We start from the raw sequence: 15,368 nt of genomic DNA on the forward strand, positions 1-15,368 counted from the left end.
CCAGAAATCTTTAAAAGTTGAGATTTCAAGGACTTGTCCCGGTCAGTGGGAGGCCGGGTTGGCTGTGGGATACGATTGGCGGAACATTTTAAAAGAGGTCGTCATGTCCAATCTGTTAGTGCTTCTTGTTCTTCTTCCATTCGTGGCGGGCATTGCGTGCATGTTCCTGCGTGCAAGCTTTGTCCGGTCACTGGTCGTTACGGGTATGGGCGGCATTTTGGCCGTCGCCTCCATCGCCCTGCTTACGGCGGGGACGTTCACCTATAGCCCGCCAGCGGGCTGGGGAACGCTGGTCGCGGTGGCGGATTTCGCCCTGTTGTTCCTTATTCTGTACTACGCATTCAAACACAACAGCCTGCTCATCAAGGTGTTCACCGTCACGCAGATTGCGCTGCTGGCCATTTTTGAGCTGTTTGTGGTGGACCATGCGCAGGTCCCGGCGTTTTATGCCGATCAGCTTTCGCTGGTGATGGTGCTGGTTATCTCCATCATCGGCTCGCTCATCTGCATCTACGCCATCCCCTACATGAACAAGCACGAGGAGCATCTGCATCTGGAGACGTCCAGACAGCCCCGCTTCTTCATGTTCATGATTCTTTTCCTTGGCGCCATGAACGGCCTTGTCCTCTCCAACAACATCATGTGGCTGTACTTCTTCTTCGAGGTCACGACCTTCTGTTCCTTCATGCTCATCGGGCATGACGGCACCGAAATCGCCATCCGCAACAGCGTCCGCGCCCTGTGGATGAACAGCCTTGGCGGCGTGGCTTTCGTCATCGGCATGATATGGGCCTACAACGTCACCGGAACGCTGGACCTGCAGCAGATTATCGCTGCCGGACCTGCCGTGGGCGCGCTGATGATTCCGCTGGCCTTCATCTGTCTGGCCGGGTTCACCAAGGCCGCGCAGGTGCCCTTCCAGAGCTGGCTGCTTGGCGCCATGGTCGCCCCCACTCCGGTTTCCGCCCTGCTGCACTCCAGCACCATGGTTAAGGCCGGTGTGTACGTGGTTCTGCGCATCGCTCCGGCGTTTGCGGGCAGCTTCGTCTCCGACGGCGTAGCCCTGTGTGGCGCGTTCACCTTTGTGGCCTGCGCGGCGCTGGCCATCAGCCAGTCCAACGGCAAGAAGATTCTCGCCTACTCCACGGTGTCCAACCTTGGCCTGATCATCGCCTGTGCGGGCATCAACACCCCTGCGGCGCTGACGGCGGCTATCTTGCTCATCATCTTCCATGCGGTGTCCAAGTCCCTGATGTTCCTGTGCGTTGGCACCATCGAGCAGGAAATCGGCTCCCGCGACATCGAAGACATGCGCGGCCTGTACAACCGCATGCCCCGCACCACCATCCTTGCCGTTATCGGCATTCTGACCATGATCCTGCCGCCCTTTGGCGTGCTGCTTGCCAAGTGGCTGGCCATTGAGTCTGCCGCGGGCAACCTGTTCGTGGTGGTGATGATGGCCCTTGGCTCTGCCCTTACCGTCATCTACTGGGCGCGCTGGGCCGGCATGATGCTGTCCACCGCCGGCGCCGACAAGCCCGCGACCGAGCGCCAGGAAACCTTCATTCGCATGCCGCTGACCCTGCTGGCGGGCGCAGCCGTGGTGCTGTCCCTGGCTGCTCCGGTTATCTACTCCAGCCTCGTGCAGCCGCTGTTCTCCGCGCCGCCCCTTGAGAGCGCCGGAGGCATCCTCACCGGGCCCATGGGCGCGTTTGCGGTGTACCCCTTGTTCTTCATCCTTGGCGCGGGCTTCCTGTACGCCCTGCGCGCGGCTAAGAAGGCCCGCACCATTGAGCCGACGGCGGCGTACATGGGCGGCCTGCAGATTGGCGACATCAAGGACGCCACCTTCAACGGCCCCATGAACGCGCCGGTGAAGCTTGAGGCTGGGAACTATTACATGAATGCGGTCTTCGGCGAGAATGTGCTGACCACGCCGGTCAACATTGCCGCCATCGCCCTGATCGTGCTGATGATGGGAGGGGCGCTGTAATGATCACGAAAATCATACTCGCACTGATTGGTCTTGTTGTTGCGCCGCTTATCGGCGGCCTCATCGCCGGTCTGGACCGCAAGGTCACGGCATGGTTCCAGTCCCGGCAGGGACCGCCCATCATGCAGGCCTTTTACGATGTGGCCAAACTGTTCGGGAAGGAGAAGATGGTCGCCAACGTGTGGCAGGTGTTCTGCGCGTGGGTGTACCTTGTGGCCGCCGCCCTGTCCGTGGTGCTCTTCTTCGTCCAGTCCGACCTGCTGCTGATTTTCTTCGTGCAGGCCATTGGCGCGGTGTTCCTGGTCATGGGCGCCATGAGTGTGCCCTCGCCCTACTCGCAGATTGGCGCCCAGCGCGAGCTGATTCAGGTGCTCACCTACGAGCCGCTGCTCATCCTCGTGTTCGTCAGCATCTTTATGGTGACGGGTAGCTTTAACATCAGCGACATCATGGCCACGCAGCAGCCCCTGCTGCTCAAGCTGCCGCTCATGTTCATTGTGCTCGGCTACGCGCTGACCATCAAGCTGAGGAAGTCGCCCTTTGACTTCTCCACCTCGCACCACGGCCATCAGGAACTGGTGAAGGGTGTGCTCACCGAATACTCCGGCCCGTTCCTTGGCCTGATCGAGCTGGCCCACTGGTACGAAACCATCTTCGTCCTTGGTATCTGCGCCCTGTTCTGGACCACCAGCTGGTACGGCATGGGTCTGCTTTTGGTGGCGGTGTACTTTGCGGAAATCGTCATCGACAACACTATGGCCCGCATGACCTGGCGCTGGATGCTCAAGTACGTCTGGAGCGTTGGCCTGGCCATGTCCTTCGTGAACCTCATCTGGCTGCACGCCGCGAGTTAAGTCATGATCAAGTCATTCATCGAGAAGTCGCGCATCAAGTCCCCGTGGATCATGCACTTCGACTGCGGGAGCTGTAACGGTTGTGATATTGAAACGCTGGCCTGCCTGACCCCACTGTACGACGTGGAACGCTTCGGCGTCGTCAATGTGGGCAACCCCAAGCATGCGGACATTTTGCTTGTGACGGGCACGGTCAACCACCGCAACAAGAAGGTTCTCAAGAACATCTATGACCAGATGCCAGACCCCAAGGCGGTTATCGCCATTGGCGCATGTGGCACCACAGGCGGCGTGTTCCGCGAGTGCTACAACGTGCTGGGGGGCATTGATAAGGTCATCCCCGTTGATGTCTACGTACCCGGCTGCCCGGCCAAACCGGAAGCCATCATTGATGGCGTTGTGCTGGGGTTGCAGAAGTTCGCCGAAAAGGTCGAAGCCCAGAAGGCATAGTCTCAGGAGAAAGCTGTGATTGAGAATTTGAAAGAGGTCACGAAAGAGACCGTCGCCAATGAGATACTGATGCTCAAGAACGACGGCTACCGGCTGGTCGCCATGTCCTGCACCGAGGTGGACGACGACACTGTGGACATCCTCTACCACATGGACAAGGACCTGGAGCTCGTCAACCTGCGCATGATGGCCGAAAAGGCCAAACCCGTGCCCAGCATCAGCGGCATTTACTTCTGCGCCATGCTTTCCGAAAACGAGATGCGCGACCAGTTCGCCCTCGACTTCGACGGGCTGGTGCTGGACTTCAACCGCTCGCTGCTTCTGGATGAAGAAATATCCACGACGCAGGTTCCCCTGACCAATAACGTCAAGATCACCAAACAGTAAGGATTCGACATGGCCAAGACGGTAATCCCCTTCGGTCCCCAGCACCCGGTCCTGCCGGAGCCGATCCACCTGAAGCTGGTGGTCGAAGACGAAATTGTGACGGAAGCTGTTCCCGCACTGGGTTTTGTGCACAGAGGTCTGGAGAAGCTGACCGAGATCCGCGACTACCACCAGATGATTCAGGTGGTGGAGCGTGTGTGCGGCATCTGCTCCTGCATCCATGCCATGACCTACTGCGAATGCCTCGAAAAGCTCCTTGGGCTGGAAGTGCCGGACCGTGCACAGCATCTGCGCGTTATCTGGTCCGAGCTGCACCGCATGCACAGCCACCTGCTGTGGCTGGGCCTGTTTGCGGATGCCTTCGGCTTTGAGGCGCTGTTCCAGCAGTTCTGGAAAATCCGTGAAAAGATCATGGACATCAACGAAGCCACAGCGGGCAACCGCGTTATCGTGTCGGTGAACGTGGTTGGCGGCGTGCGTCAGGACCTGTCGCCCGAGCAGTGCCGCTGGATTCTCAGCGAGCTGGACGAGGCCGAAAAGGCCATCCGCGAGCTGACCGCCACCATCCTGAACGATTACACCGTGAAGTCCCGCACCGTTGGCAAGGGCATCCTGACGCCGGAAATGGCTATCGAAACCGGCGCATGCGGCCCGACCCTGCGCGGCTCCGGCATTGCGCAGGACTGCCGCCAGCTCAAGTACGAGTGCTTTGACCGCATCGACTTTGAGCCTGTGGTCTACTCGGAGTGTGACTCCTGGGCGCGCAGCGCGGTTCGCTTTGACGAAACGCTGCAGTCCATCGACCTTGTGCGTCAGGCCATCTCGCGCCTGCCCGAGGGCGACCTGGCCGCGAAGTTCAAGGGCCACCCCGAGGGCGAAATCGTGCACCGCACGGAACAGCCCCGCGGCGAACTGCTCTATTACATTAAGGCCAGCGGCAAGAAGTACCTTGACCGCGTGCGCATCCGCACCCCCACATTCGCGAACATTCCGCCCCTGCTCGCCATGGTGGGCGGCATTGAACTGGCGGATGTACCCGTCGTGGTTCTGTCCATCGACCCGTGCATCTCGTGTACGGAACGATAACGGAGGACACCGCTATGATGAATATGACGCCGACAGTGCTGAGGAACCTCTTCACCAAAAAGGCCACGCGCCTGTATCCCTTTGAGGTTCGCGAGCCGTTTAAGAAATACCGCGGCGAACTGGTGAACAATATGGAGACGTGTACCTTCTGCACCCTGTGCTCCAAGAAGTGCCCGTCCCAGTGCATCACCGTGGACCGCAAGGCCGGAACGTGGGACCTGGACCCGTATGCCTGCATTGGCTGCGGCATCTGCGTGCAGAGCTGTCCCGTGTCCAGCCTGTCCATGACCAACGACCATAAGAAGCCCGCCGCCCAAAAGGCGATGGTGAATATGCAGGGAACGCCGCCCAAGCCCAAGAAAAAGGCGGCGCCCAAGGCTGACCCCAAGGTCTCGTAACGGCCTCCCTGTGGTCGTCTTGTCGACACGACATGGCCCCTCCCGCGTGCGCGCAGGAGGGGCCGCGTTGTTTGAGGGGGCAGGCTTTTGTGCCGGGGCGTTTCGCTCCTGCGCCGGAGTGTGGTAGGCTCCTCGTGTCTGGACCGCCGTGGCCGCGCTGGGTGCGTGCGATGGGGGGAGCCTCGGGGCGCACAAGGCGCTTCCGCCGTCCTCCCTCCAAGCCGCGCCGTGAATGGCGGCCAAGGCCCCACATGTCCCGTAGCGTGGCGGCATGTGCCATGGTCCAGACGGCTCCGCTGCCCTGCATCCACCGGAGGTTCCCCGCTATGCTTGAACACTGTGTTGCCGTCCTTACCGGCCATTCCCTGTGCGTCCTCGCCACGGCTGGGCCTGATGGCCCGCACACCTCGTTGATGACCTATGTTGTGCCCATTCCGCCTCGCGCCATGTATCTTGTTACGTCCAAGGACAGCGCCAAGTGGCGCAATATTCTGCACAACCCTGCCGTGAGCCTGCTTGTGGATACCCGCCTCAAGTCCTCAGACGACCGCTCGCGCGTTCAGGCGCTCACGGTCCGTGGGACGGCCAGCGCCGTGGAGCATCCGCAGGAGCGCGCCAAGGCCGCCGCGGAATTGGAACGCGTGAATCCGGGACTGGACCACTTTCTCAGCCAGCCGGACTGCGTTGTCTTCCGGGTGGATATTGCGTCCTTCCAGCTTTTGTCCGGCGTTGCCGAGCAGTTCCATTACGCCTTGGAGCCGCCGCGTGAGGCCGCGCCGAGTACCTAGCCAGCGCCCAAGACAGAACGCGGCATCCAGAGCACACCCCCGCGCCCCGTTTCGCCCTGTATCCAGTGGCGGAACGGGGCGGCGTTTTTGTGGGGCGTTGCATGCGTGAAAAGAGTGCGCTGTGATGCCCCGGAAGCAAGGCATGGCGTGGGCTGATAACCCGTTTGAAGTGGGGCGCCGCCGGACTTTGCCGGGTGGGTGGCGTGTGACTGTTTGGTCAAGAGGCTTGGCCGACCGTGTTCCCGCTTCAAAGGAAAAGCGGCGAGGAAAGGTGGTGGGCGAGGCGCAGGTGCGGCCACGCCTACGCGCGGAGGAGAAATTGGGCTGTGCCCCTGTCCTCCTTTTTGAAGAAAAGGGGCGGGAAAGCGGCGGAAGCTTGGGGCGAAGGGACTGTGTGGTGCGGTAGCGGTGGCGCTCCATGCGGCGGCATGGGCTGGGTGAGGATGGGGGCGTGCCGCTCAGAGGAATCCGCTGGCGCTGTGACAAGGACCTACGGTCTGCCACAACAGCCGCCTTCATGCCATTCATGGAGGCGGCTTTCTTTTTTCAGCGCCTTTGGCTCAGGGGGGGAATATACAAGCGACCCCGCCGCGGCATGGCGGACCTCCTGTGGCCCGGCAGCGCAGGGTGTGGATGGGGCTAGTCGCCCTGCTCCGGCGTTTTTTGTTCCTCATTGTCCCCGTGGTCCCCATCGTCGTCTTCTGGTCGCACAAGGGGCATATTGAAGGAAAAAACATCGTCCTGATAGTTTTTGGTCACCTCAAAGCCGAGGGCGGCGGCAAGCCCTGCCATGCCTTTGTTCTCCAGCAGGGCTTCGCCGATGATGGCCTTGGTCCCGCGTGAGGTGGCGTAGCGCACCAGCTTGTCCAGCAGGATGCGTCCCAGCCCCTGCCGCTTGATGTCCGAGCGGATGATAATGGCAAACTCCATGGCGGAGTTGTCCGGTTTGGTCATGCCGCGCACCACGCCAAGGGTCTCCGGCGCGTCGCCGTCGGACTCGCGCGAGGCAATAAAGGCCATTTCGCGGTCGTAGTCGATTTGCGTCAGGCGGATCATTTCGGAGCGCGGCAGTTCGCGGATATGGCCGAAGAAACGGTAGCGGATGTCCTCGATGGAGAGCTTGGACAGGAAGTCCCAGTGCGCGGGCTCGTCCTCCGGGCGGATGGGACGCAGGGTAATGCGCATGCCGTTTTTGAGAGTGATGCATTCCTCCAGCTCGCGCGGGTAGGGGCGGATGGCAAGGCGCGCGGTGCCGGTCTCCTCTTCGTCCTCGTGCACCACCACGTCGGCATCAAGGGCCAGTACGCCCTGCTCGTCGGCAAACAGGGGATTGATTTCCATGGAGGTGATTTCCGGCAGGTCGATGAGTAGCTGCGAGACTTTGTTCAGCGTCAGGCACAGGGCGTCGATGTCTGCCGCTGGCCGGTCCGCGTGCCCCTGCAACAGCTTCCAGATAAAGGTGCGCGAGATGAGCTCTTTGGCGAGGGTCATGTTCAGCGGCGGCAGCGCCACGGCGGAGTCCGCAAGAATTTCGGATTCCGCCCCGCCCTGCCCGAAGCTGATATATGGGCCAAAGACCGGGTCCGTGCCCACATGGATATACAGCTCATGCGCGCGGGGTCTGCGGCCCATGCGCTGGACAATAAAGCCCGAGATGCAGCACTCCGGCTGCGCCGAGCACACGCGGTGGGCCACGGCGCGTGCGGCGTCCATCACGGCCTGCGGGGTGTCGAGGTCAAGGGCCACGCCGCCCGCTTTGGACTTGCACACCAGGTCCGGGGAGAGAATCTTCAGCGCAACGGGAAAGCCGATGGCCTCCGCCGCTTCTGCGGCCTCCTCCGCCGTGGCGGCAAGGCGCGTCTCCGGGACGGGAATTTGGTACGCGGCAAGGATGTCCATGGCCTCGGGCACGGTGAGCCTGTCGCGCCCCGAATCCAGCGCGGCCTGCATAACGCGGCGGGCGGTGCTCGTCTCCGGCTGGTAGGACGTCGGCAGCGAGGCAGGGGTCTCCACCAGCATGTCTTGGTTGCGGCGGTAGTGCACAAGGTTCAGGTACGCGCGGATGGCCTTGTCCGGCGTGGAGTACACGGGGATGCCCGCTTCGTTGAAGACTTCGCGCGCGTCCTCGGTGTTTGCGCCGCCCACCCAACTGGTCAGCACAAGGCGCTTGGCGCGTTTGGCGGCCTTGGCCACGGCCTGCGCCGCTTCCTTGCCGTCCACAAGGGCCGAGGGGAAATGCAGCAGTAGCACGGCGTCCACGCCCGGAGCCTTGAGCAGGATGCGCAGCGCATCAGCGTAGCGCTCGGGCGGCGCGTTGGCGGCGATGTTGACGGGGTTGCCCACGCACCCTTCCGCGCGGCATCCGGGCATGGGCTCGTCAACGAGCAGTTCGGCCAGCTTATTCCGCGTTTCAGGCTCGATTTCCGCCAGCTCTCCCCCGCCCTCCACAAAGCGGTCCAGCGTGATGAGTCCCGGACTTAGGCCATTGACCACAATGGCGAGCCGTTCCCCCTTGAAGGGCTTGGAGCGGGCAATGGTCTCGACGCTGTCGAACAGCGCTTCGGTGTCCGAAACGCGCAGCATGCCCGCGCGGCGGAAGGCGGCGTCGTACACCGCGTCCGCGCCAAGGGCGCGGGTGGTAAAGCGCGCCATCTCGCGCGCGGCCTGCGGCGTGCGCCCTGCCTTAATGACCACCACCGGCTTGTTGCGCGATGTGGCCCGCGCGGCGGACATAAAGTGCCGCGCGTTTTCAATATCCTCCACGTACAGAAGCACCGCGCGGGTGTGCGGGTCCGCGTTGAGAAAGTCCAGCACCGTGCCGAAGCCGAAATCCAGCCGCGTGCCAAGGGAAATGCACTGTGAAAAACCAATATTGCGCACGTGCGCCCAGTCCAGAACCGTGGTGAACAGCGAGTCGGACTGGGTGACAAAGGCAATGCGTCCGGGCTGGGCGTCGCAGTGGGCAAGGCTGGCGTTGATGCCGATGATGGGGTTCAGGAAGCCCATGCTCCCCACGCCCAACAGGCGCAGGTCCGTGCGGCGGGCGGCGCTGAGGATGGCGCCTTCCAGCATTTGGTGGGCGTCCGGCGGCAGGTCCGCAAAGCCGGTGCCGAGGATGATGGCCCCGGCCACGCCGCGGTGCCCCAGTTGGAGCACATAGTCCGGCACTGTTTCCGGCGCGGAGCAGATGATGGCGACGTCTGGCGTCAGGGGGAGCGTGTCGATGGAGCGGAAGGCAGGCAGTCCGGCTATTTCCGAGAGGGATTCGTGCACCGGCATGATGGGACCGATGAACTTGCCGTCCTTGAGGTTGCGCAGGATGACCGCGCCGGGAGTACCGGGCGTATCCGTCGCGCCGATAACGGCGACGGAGTTGGGCCGGAACATGGTGTGCAGATTGGTCAGGTTCATCGTGGCTACGCTCTTTTCCGTTCACCTGTCGTGTTTGACCGCCGACCGCCAGGCGGTGGCCGATAGAAGCCTCTAAGTTCCGCTCATACCATTCTTTTCTGCCGTTTACCAAAAAAACATGTCCACTGAAATTCTCAAGGCCTATAAAAGCGTGTATTCAATAAACGATGGAGTCCGAACTGCTGCAACGGTCTTCACACATGCGCGGACTGTCTTTTTTCAAGGCCAGAGCAAGGGAGTGCATATGACTGATCAGGAAAAGATTGAAACCATGATGCAGGAAAACAGGCTCTTTGAACCCTTCCAGCGCGAGGACGGTACGCCGTGGGTCTCGTCCATGAAGGACTATGAAGAGCTGTACGCCGCATCCATGGACGACCCCGAGGGCTTTTGGATGAAGCGGACGCAGGAACTCATTTCGTGGTTCACGCCGCCGCAGAAGGGGCTGGAGTATGACTTCCACACCCCGGACATCAAGTGGTTCCAGGGCGGCACCCTGAACGTCGCGTACAATTGCCTGGACAGGCACATCAAGAATGGCCGCCGCAACAAGGCCGCCATCATTTGGCAGGGGGAGCCGGACGAGGACGTCCGTGTGTTCACCTACCAGATGCTGCACACCGAGGTGAACAAGTTCGCCAACGTGCTGCGCAAGATGGGCATTGGCAAGGGCGACCGCGTGGCGCTGTATCTGCCCATGGTTCCGGAGCTGGCCATTGCCATGCTGGCTTGCGCGCGCATCGGGGCCATGCACTCCATTGTTTTTGCCGGGTTCTCCGCCATCAGCCTGCAAAACCGCGTCAACGACTGCGAGGCCAAAGTGCTCGTCACCGCCGACGCTGTGCTGCGCGCAGGGCGGACCATCCCCCTCAAGCCCAACGCCGACGAAGCCCTTGCCGGATGCCCCACAGTCAAAAAGTGCGTTGTGGTGCAGCGCGCGGGGAACGATATTTCCATGACCGACGGGCGCGACTCGTGGTGGCACGAGGAAATGGCCGCCGAGGACGTACAGGGCTTTTGCGAGCCGGAGCATATGGACGCCGAGGATACCCTGTTCATCCTCTACACCTCCGGGTCCACCGGCAAGCCCAAGGGCGTTGTGCACACCACGGGCGGCTACCTGACCTACACCGCTAGCACCATGCAGCACGTCTTCGATCTGACCGACGACGACGTCTACTGGTGCACCGCCGACATTGGGTGGATTACCGGACACAGCTACATTGTGTATGGTCCGCTGTGCCTTGGGGGCACGTCGCTGATGTTTGAGGGCGTGCCCAGCTACCCCGCACCGGACCGCTTCTGGCAGATTGTGGAGAAGTTCAAGGTCAACATTTTCTACACCGCGCCCACCGTCATCCGCGCCCTCATGCGCGAGGGCACGGAATGGACGGACAAGCGCGACATGTCCTCCCTGCGTATTCTCGGGTCCGTTGGCGAGCCCATCAATCCCGAGGCATGGATGTGGTACTACGAGAACGTGGGCAAAAAGAATCTGCCCATTGTGGACACTTGGTGGCAGACCGAAACCGGCGGCATTCTCATCTCCGCCATGCCCTACGCGACCCCCCTCAAGCCCGGCTCCGCCACCCGCCCCCTGCCCGGTGTGGACGCCGCCATCGTTGACGCCGAGGGCACGCCCGTCGGTCCCGGCGAAGGCGGGCACCTTGTGGTGCGCAAGCCGTGGCCCGGTATGCTCCGCGGCGTCTTCGGCGATCCGGAGCGCTTTAAGAGCACCTACTTCGAGCGCTTCCCCGGCATGTACGAGTCTGGCGACGGCGCGCGGACGGACGATGACGGCTACTTTTGGGTCATGGGGCGTTTGGACGACGTGATCAACGTCTCCGGCCACCGCATGGGCACCGCCGAAATCGAGTCCGCCATCGTTGCGCACTCCGCCGTGGCCGAAGCCGCCGTGGTCGGCATGCCGCACGAAATTAAGGGCGAGTCCATCTACGCCTATGTCACCCTTACCGCCGATGCGGAACCCACCGATGAGCTTATGGCCGAACTGCGCGGGTGGGTGCGCAAGGAGATCGGCCCCATCGCCTCACCAGAGGTCATCCAGTTCGCCGACGAACTGCCAAAGACCCGAAGCGGCAAGATCATGCGCCGTGTTCTGCGCAAGATTGCGGCAGGCATCACCGACGAGTTCGGCGATACCTCCACCCTTGCCGACCCCGGTGTCATCACAGACCTGCTGGAAGGTCGCGACGAATTGCTCGCCTAGCGCGAGGCAGCAGCACTCCCGCATTGAGGGCCGGATGCATAGGGCATCCGGCCCTCGCATGTTGTGGGGCCTTGCGCCACGCGCCCCCGTGTGCCGCCCTGCCGCCGCCTTGCGCCGGCCGGCCTCGCCCTAGCCTATCAGGCCGCTATCACCTTGTGATCCCGTCCCAATTTGCCCCCACTATTCGGGCTTGCCCGTCCTGCACTGGTTTGGTATTCGCAAGAGTTCCGGTTTCTACGCAGAACCGGGATTAAGGGAGTGGATAACTGTTCAGTTGCCCGGGGGGTATGCGGGCACAAAAGGAGTGGAAACCATGGGTAAGAAGCTTATTGCTGGTATTTTTGGCCTGATGTTGACCCTGATGCTTGCAAGTGGCGCCATCGCTGCCGACAAAGTTTACGTCAATGGAATCGATTTCGGCTTTCCGCCTTTCGGTTACGTTGACAAGCACGGCGATCCCGCAGGGTTCGATGTTGACGCCGTGAACTGGATTGCCGACAAGATGGGCTTTGAAGTGCGCCATCAGCCCATGGACTGGGACGGTATCATCCCCGCGCTCAACGCCGGAAAGCTCGACTTTATCGCCTGTGGCATGTCCGCCACCAAGGAGCGCGCCAAGGTCGTTGACTTCACCATCCCCTACTACGAAGTCACTCAGGTGCTCGTGGTGCGTGATAACATCAAGGGCGATCTGGAAAACTTCCTGACCTCCGGCAAGACCGTTGGCGTGCAGCGCGGCACCAACACCGCCGCCTACCTTGATGCCCTGTCCAAAAAGGACGGCATGGACTTTACGGTGAAAAAGTACGACTCCACCGACCTCTCCATGCAGGATCTGCCCATCGGCCGCATTGACGGTTCCGCCATGGACAGCACCATCGCCTACGAGATGATGAAGGATCAGCCCTACCGCATCTGCGGCACCTTTGACCTTGAAAGCGAAGTGTACAGCTACGCCGTCCGCAAGACCGACGGCGACCTGCGCGAAAAGCTCAACGAAGGTCTGAAGCTGCTCATGGCCGATCCCTACTGGAAAGAGCTGAAGGCCAAGTGGAACATCCACTAGCCTGAAAACGTTCTCACTTTTGAGCCGCCCGGATGGTATCGGTCCCGTTGACCGTTCCGGGCGGTTTTTTCCTTTTTAACAAAGCGATACGACTATGGATTTTACCAAGGCATTCGCTGCGATATTGGATGCGCTTCCGTACCTGTTGTCCGGCATTTGGTGGACGGCAGGTCTTGTTATTGGTGCGCTGGCCCTTGGGCTGTGCCTCGGCATCCCCATGGCTGTGGGGCACGTGTACGGCTCGCGCCCGGTGCGGCGCCTTGTTGGGCTGTATGTTTGGCTGTTTCGCGGCGTGCCCATTCTGGTGATGCTCTACCTCTTCTATTTCGGCATTCTCGCCACGTTGACGGAAGTGTTTCCCGCCCTGCGCGCCATCGGCCTCGACAGCGCGTTTGCGGCTGCCGTCATTGTGCTGGGCCTCACCAGTGGCGCATACCAGTCCCAGATTTTCCGCGGAGCCATTCAGTCGCTGCCGTCCGGCCAGCTCAAGGCCGCCCGCGCCCTCGGCATGTCCGACCGCGACGCCATCGTGTCCATCATTTTGCCGCAGGCGCTCCGGCTGGCCATTCCCGGCTGGTCCAATGAATTTTCCATCATTCTCAAGGACTCGGCCCTGGCGTTCGTCATCGGCGTCATGGAACTGATGTCCAGAACGCGCTCCGTGGCGTCCACAACGCACCAGCCGTTGCCGCTTGCCGTGTTTGCGGGGCTGTTGTTCTTTGTTCTGACGTGGTTCGGCCTCAAGGCCCTGCGTCGGCTTGAAGTGAAAGTACGGATTCCGGGCTACTCCCGGGAGGGATCCTTCTAATGTCTGATTCTGTCATATTAAAGGTGCAAGGACTCAATAAGTCCTTCGGTGAAAACCACGTTCTGCGCGACGCCTGCCTTGAGTTGGGGCGCGGCTCCCTCAAGGTGCTTATCGGCCCCTCCGGCGGCGGCAAGAGTACCCTGCTCCAGTGTATGAACTTTCTCATCACGCCCGATACCGGCCGCTTTTGGCTGAGTGGTGAGGAAGTGGACTACACCAACCGCAAAGTGCTCAACGCCTACCGGCAAAAAGTCGGCATGATCTTTCAGGACTTCAACCTGTTTGACCATCTCACCGCCATGGAGAACGTGCGCATTGCCCTCACCAAGGTGCGCCGCATGAGCAAGCGCGAAGCCACGGACCGCGCCATGGCCGAGTTGGAACGCGTCGGCCTCGCCGGGCGCGCGGGCCTGTACCCCGCCCAGCTTTCCGGCGGCCAGAAGCAGCGCGTTTCCATCGCCCGCGCCCTTGCCATGGACCCGGAAGTGCTCCTCCTTGACGAGCCGACCTCCGCCCTTGACCCCGAGCTTATCGGTGAGGTGCTCGCCGTTATTCGCGACCTTGCGCAGAACGGCATGACCATGGTCATGGCCACCCACCAGATTACGTTCTCCTCCCAGCTTGCAGACGAGTTTATCTTTATGCAGCAGGGCGAAATTATCGAGCACGGCTCCCCCGCAGAGCTGCTCGGCGCAGGTTCCGCCTCCCGTACGCAGGAGTTCTGCTCCAAGATCAACGAACTGACCGGGGAGACCCTGTAACATGGACGCTTTCCTGCAATTCGTTATGGAACGCGTCGTTCCGGGCCTGAACGTTGGGCTTTTGGTCAGCCTCAAGCTGATCATCCCTGCGTCAGCCCTTGGCGTCGTGTTCGGCGTACTCACGGGAACCATACGCGTCTACGGTCCGCGTCCCCTGCGCTGGATGGCCGACGTCTACGTCGCCATCTTCCGCGGGACGCCCCTCGTCGTGCAGCTCTACTTCTGGTACTTCGCCCTGCCCTACATCTCCGTAGGGGGCTTCCGCCTCGTGCTGGACCCCATGGAGGCCGCCGTTATCGGCTTCTTCATGTGCAGCGCCGCCTATCAGTCCGAGTATGTGCGCATGGGCCTCATGTCCATCAAGTCCGGCCAGCTTAAAGCCGCCGAAGCCCTCGGCATGACGCCCTTTCAGACCGTCGTCCACATCGTGCTCCCGCAGGCCGTGCGCCGCGCTCTGCCCGGTTGCGGCAATGAGATTATCTACCTCATCAAATACTCCTCGCTGGCGTCCATCATCACCGTCAACGACCTCACCGGCATGGGCCGTGAGATCGCCAAGGCCACATGGCGCAATATCGAGGTCTTCTCCGTGGTCGGGCTCTACTATCTGCTGCTCGTCACCCTCGCCACATGGGGACTGCGTGAACTCGAAAAACGCACCTCCATCCCCGGCTTCAACGCCATCTCCTCCGGCGACTAGCCGGGGCAATGCCCTTTCATCAGAGAGCCCGCAACGTCTTGGCGTTGTGGGCTTTTTTATTGGTGATGGGTGATCGTGGTCGAATGGGGGCGTATGGAGCTGGGCTTTGGGGGCCTCCGGCGGCTTAAGGGCTACCGCCCTTAAGAATCCCATTTGCGCACAGGCCGGGTGCGTGTGGAAGGAGCGGTCGTCACCCCTGTGTGGCTCTCGTTCGTGTGGATGGAGAATTTTTTTGGGGGGGCTTTGGCGCGGTGTGATGGGCGGTGAGAATCCCTGTTGAGGGTGTGTAAGAAAGAAAAGAGATAAGACAGAAGACCCCGCCCACCCTTTTATTTCTCGGGCGGCTTCCGCCCGAGAAATCCTAAGGATTGTTAAGGAAATTATTTCATTAACCCGCCGGAGGCCCTCTTTTTCCCATTCCGAAAGCCGCCACAGG

The 15,368-nt window shown here is 61.4% G+C and carries 13 protein-coding genes; 12 read left to right on the forward strand and 1 reads right to left on the reverse strand.

Annotated features, from left to right (window positions below; genetic code table 11):
• Positions 1-103 precede the first annotated feature (103 nt).
• The 7 genes from ACI3L3_RS05265 to ACI3L3_RS05295 all read left to right on the forward strand — a co-directional run bounded on the left by ACI3L3_RS05265 (position 104) and on the right by ACI3L3_RS05295 (position 5,956).
• A complete protein-coding gene (locus tag ACI3L3_RS05265; RefSeq protein WP_404844039.1) occupies positions 104-1,993 on the forward strand; it encodes an NADH-quinone oxidoreductase subunit L in 1,890 nt (629 codons plus the stop codon).
• Positions 1,993-2,847 carry a respiratory chain complex I subunit 1 family protein gene (locus ACI3L3_RS05270; protein WP_404844040.1) on the forward strand — a complete coding sequence of 285 codons (855 nt, stop codon included), beginning with the start codon at positions 1,993-1,995 and terminating at the stop codon, positions 2,845-2,847. The genes ACI3L3_RS05265 and ACI3L3_RS05270 overlap by 1 nt, the downstream gene beginning before the upstream one ends.
• A gap of 3 nt (positions 2,848-2,850) precedes the next feature.
• A complete protein-coding gene (locus ACI3L3_RS05275; protein ID WP_404844041.1) occupies positions 2,851-3,297 on the forward strand; it encodes an NADH-quinone oxidoreductase subunit B family protein in 447 nt (148 codons plus the stop codon).
• A 15-nt stretch (positions 3,298-3,312) separates the two neighbouring features.
• Positions 3,313-3,684 carry an NADH-quinone oxidoreductase subunit C gene (locus tag ACI3L3_RS05280; RefSeq protein WP_404844042.1) on the forward strand — a complete coding sequence of 124 codons (372 nt, stop codon included), beginning with the start codon at positions 3,313-3,315 and terminating at the stop codon, positions 3,682-3,684.
• A gap of 9 nt (positions 3,685-3,693) precedes the next feature.
• Positions 3,694-4,770 (forward strand): nickel-dependent hydrogenase large subunit, encoded by a 1,077-nt coding sequence (locus ACI3L3_RS05285; protein ID WP_404844043.1) that lies wholly within the window; start codon positions 3,694-3,696, stop codon positions 4,768-4,770.
• Positions 4,771-4,784: 14 nt separating this feature from the next.
• Entirely contained in the window at positions 4,785-5,168 is a 384-nt protein-coding gene (locus ACI3L3_RS05290; RefSeq protein WP_404844044.1) for a 4Fe-4S dicluster domain-containing protein, read from the forward strand.
• A 326-nt stretch (positions 5,169-5,494) separates the two neighbouring features.
• Positions 5,495-5,956 carry a pyridoxamine 5'-phosphate oxidase family protein gene (locus tag ACI3L3_RS05295; protein ID WP_404844045.1) on the forward strand — a complete coding sequence of 154 codons (462 nt, stop codon included), beginning with the start codon at positions 5,495-5,497 and terminating at the stop codon, positions 5,954-5,956.
• Between the two features lie 639 nt (positions 5,957-6,595).
• On the opposite strand, the gene ACI3L3_RS05300 is transcribed toward ACI3L3_RS05295, so the two are convergent.
• On the reverse strand, positions 6,596-9,367 hold the full coding sequence (locus ACI3L3_RS05300) for a GNAT family N-acetyltransferase (RefSeq protein ID WP_404844046.1): 2,772 nt from the start codon (positions 9,365-9,367) through the stop codon (positions 6,596-6,598).
• Between the two features lie 244 nt (positions 9,368-9,611).
• On the opposite strand from ACI3L3_RS05300, the gene acs reads away from it, so the two are divergent.
• From acs to ACI3L3_RS05325, 5 genes are all read left to right on the forward strand, one after another.
• The gene (acs, locus tag ACI3L3_RS05305; protein ID WP_404844047.1) at positions 9,612-11,597 is read left to right on the forward strand and encodes an acetate--CoA ligase; all 1,986 of its coding nucleotides are present in this window, start codon (positions 9,612-9,614) and stop codon (positions 11,595-11,597) included.
• Between the two features lie 313 nt (positions 11,598-11,910).
• The gene (locus ACI3L3_RS05310) at positions 11,911-12,663 is read left to right on the forward strand and encodes an ABC transporter substrate-binding protein (RefSeq protein WP_404844048.1); all 753 of its coding nucleotides are present in this window, start codon (positions 11,911-11,913) and stop codon (positions 12,661-12,663) included.
• Between the two features lie 94 nt (positions 12,664-12,757).
• Positions 12,758-13,471, forward strand: a complete 714-nt coding sequence (locus tag ACI3L3_RS05315) for an amino acid ABC transporter permease (protein WP_404844049.1) — start codon at positions 12,758-12,760, stop codon at positions 13,469-13,471.
• The gene (locus ACI3L3_RS05320) at positions 13,471-14,232 is read left to right on the forward strand and encodes an amino acid ABC transporter ATP-binding protein (RefSeq protein ID WP_404844050.1); all 762 of its coding nucleotides are present in this window, start codon (positions 13,471-13,473) and stop codon (positions 14,230-14,232) included. Before ACI3L3_RS05315 ends, ACI3L3_RS05320 begins: the two co-directional genes overlap by 1 nt.
• Position 14,233: 1 nt before the next feature.
• Complete coding sequence (locus tag ACI3L3_RS05325) at positions 14,234-14,932, forward strand: amino acid ABC transporter permease (RefSeq protein WP_404844051.1); 699 nt, start codon at positions 14,234-14,236, stop codon at positions 14,930-14,932.
• Positions 14,933-15,368 lie beyond the last annotated feature (436 nt).

It is taken from the genome of Desulfobaculum sp. SPO524, assembly GCF_044987625.1.
Classification (GTDB): domain Bacteria; phylum Desulfobacterota; class Desulfovibrionia; order Desulfovibrionales; family Desulfovibrionaceae; genus Desulfobaculum.

Bases quoted from the DNA above. Each gene is read 5' to 3' on its own strand.
- ACI3L3_RS05265 (WP_404844039.1), top strand. From the start codon at position 104: ATGTCCAATCTGTTAGTGCTTCTTGTTCTTCTTCCATTCGTGGCGGGC.
- ACI3L3_RS05270 (WP_404844040.1), top strand. From the start codon at position 1,993: ATGATCACGAAAATCATACTCGCACTGATTGGTCTTGTTGTTGCGCCG.
- ACI3L3_RS05275 (WP_404844041.1), top strand. From the start codon at position 2,851: ATGATCAAGTCATTCATCGAGAAGTCGCGCATCAAGTCCCCGTGGATC.
- ACI3L3_RS05285 (WP_404844043.1), top strand. From the start codon at position 3,694: ATGGCCAAGACGGTAATCCCCTTCGGTCCCCAGCACCCGGTCCTGCCG.
- ACI3L3_RS05290 (WP_404844044.1), top strand. From the start codon at position 4,785: ATGATGAATATGACGCCGACAGTGCTGAGGAACCTCTTCACCAAAAAG.
- ACI3L3_RS05295 (WP_404844045.1), top strand. From the start codon at position 5,495: ATGCTTGAACACTGTGTTGCCGTCCTTACCGGCCATTCCCTGTGCGTC.
- ACI3L3_RS05300 (WP_404844046.1), bottom strand. From the start codon at position 9,367: ATGAACCTGACCAATCTGCACACCATGTTCCGGCCCAACTCCGTCGCC.
- acs (WP_404844047.1), top strand. From the start codon at position 9,612: ATGACTGATCAGGAAAAGATTGAAACCATGATGCAGGAAAACAGGCTC.
- ACI3L3_RS05310 (WP_404844048.1), top strand. From the start codon at position 11,911: ATGGGTAAGAAGCTTATTGCTGGTATTTTTGGCCTGATGTTGACCCTG.
- ACI3L3_RS05315 (WP_404844049.1), top strand. From the start codon at position 12,758: ATGGATTTTACCAAGGCATTCGCTGCGATATTGGATGCGCTTCCGTAC.
- ACI3L3_RS05320 (WP_404844050.1), top strand. From the start codon at position 13,471: ATGTCTGATTCTGTCATATTAAAGGTGCAAGGACTCAATAAGTCCTTC.
- ACI3L3_RS05325 (WP_404844051.1), top strand. From the start codon at position 14,234: ATGGACGCTTTCCTGCAATTCGTTATGGAACGCGTCGTTCCGGGCCTG.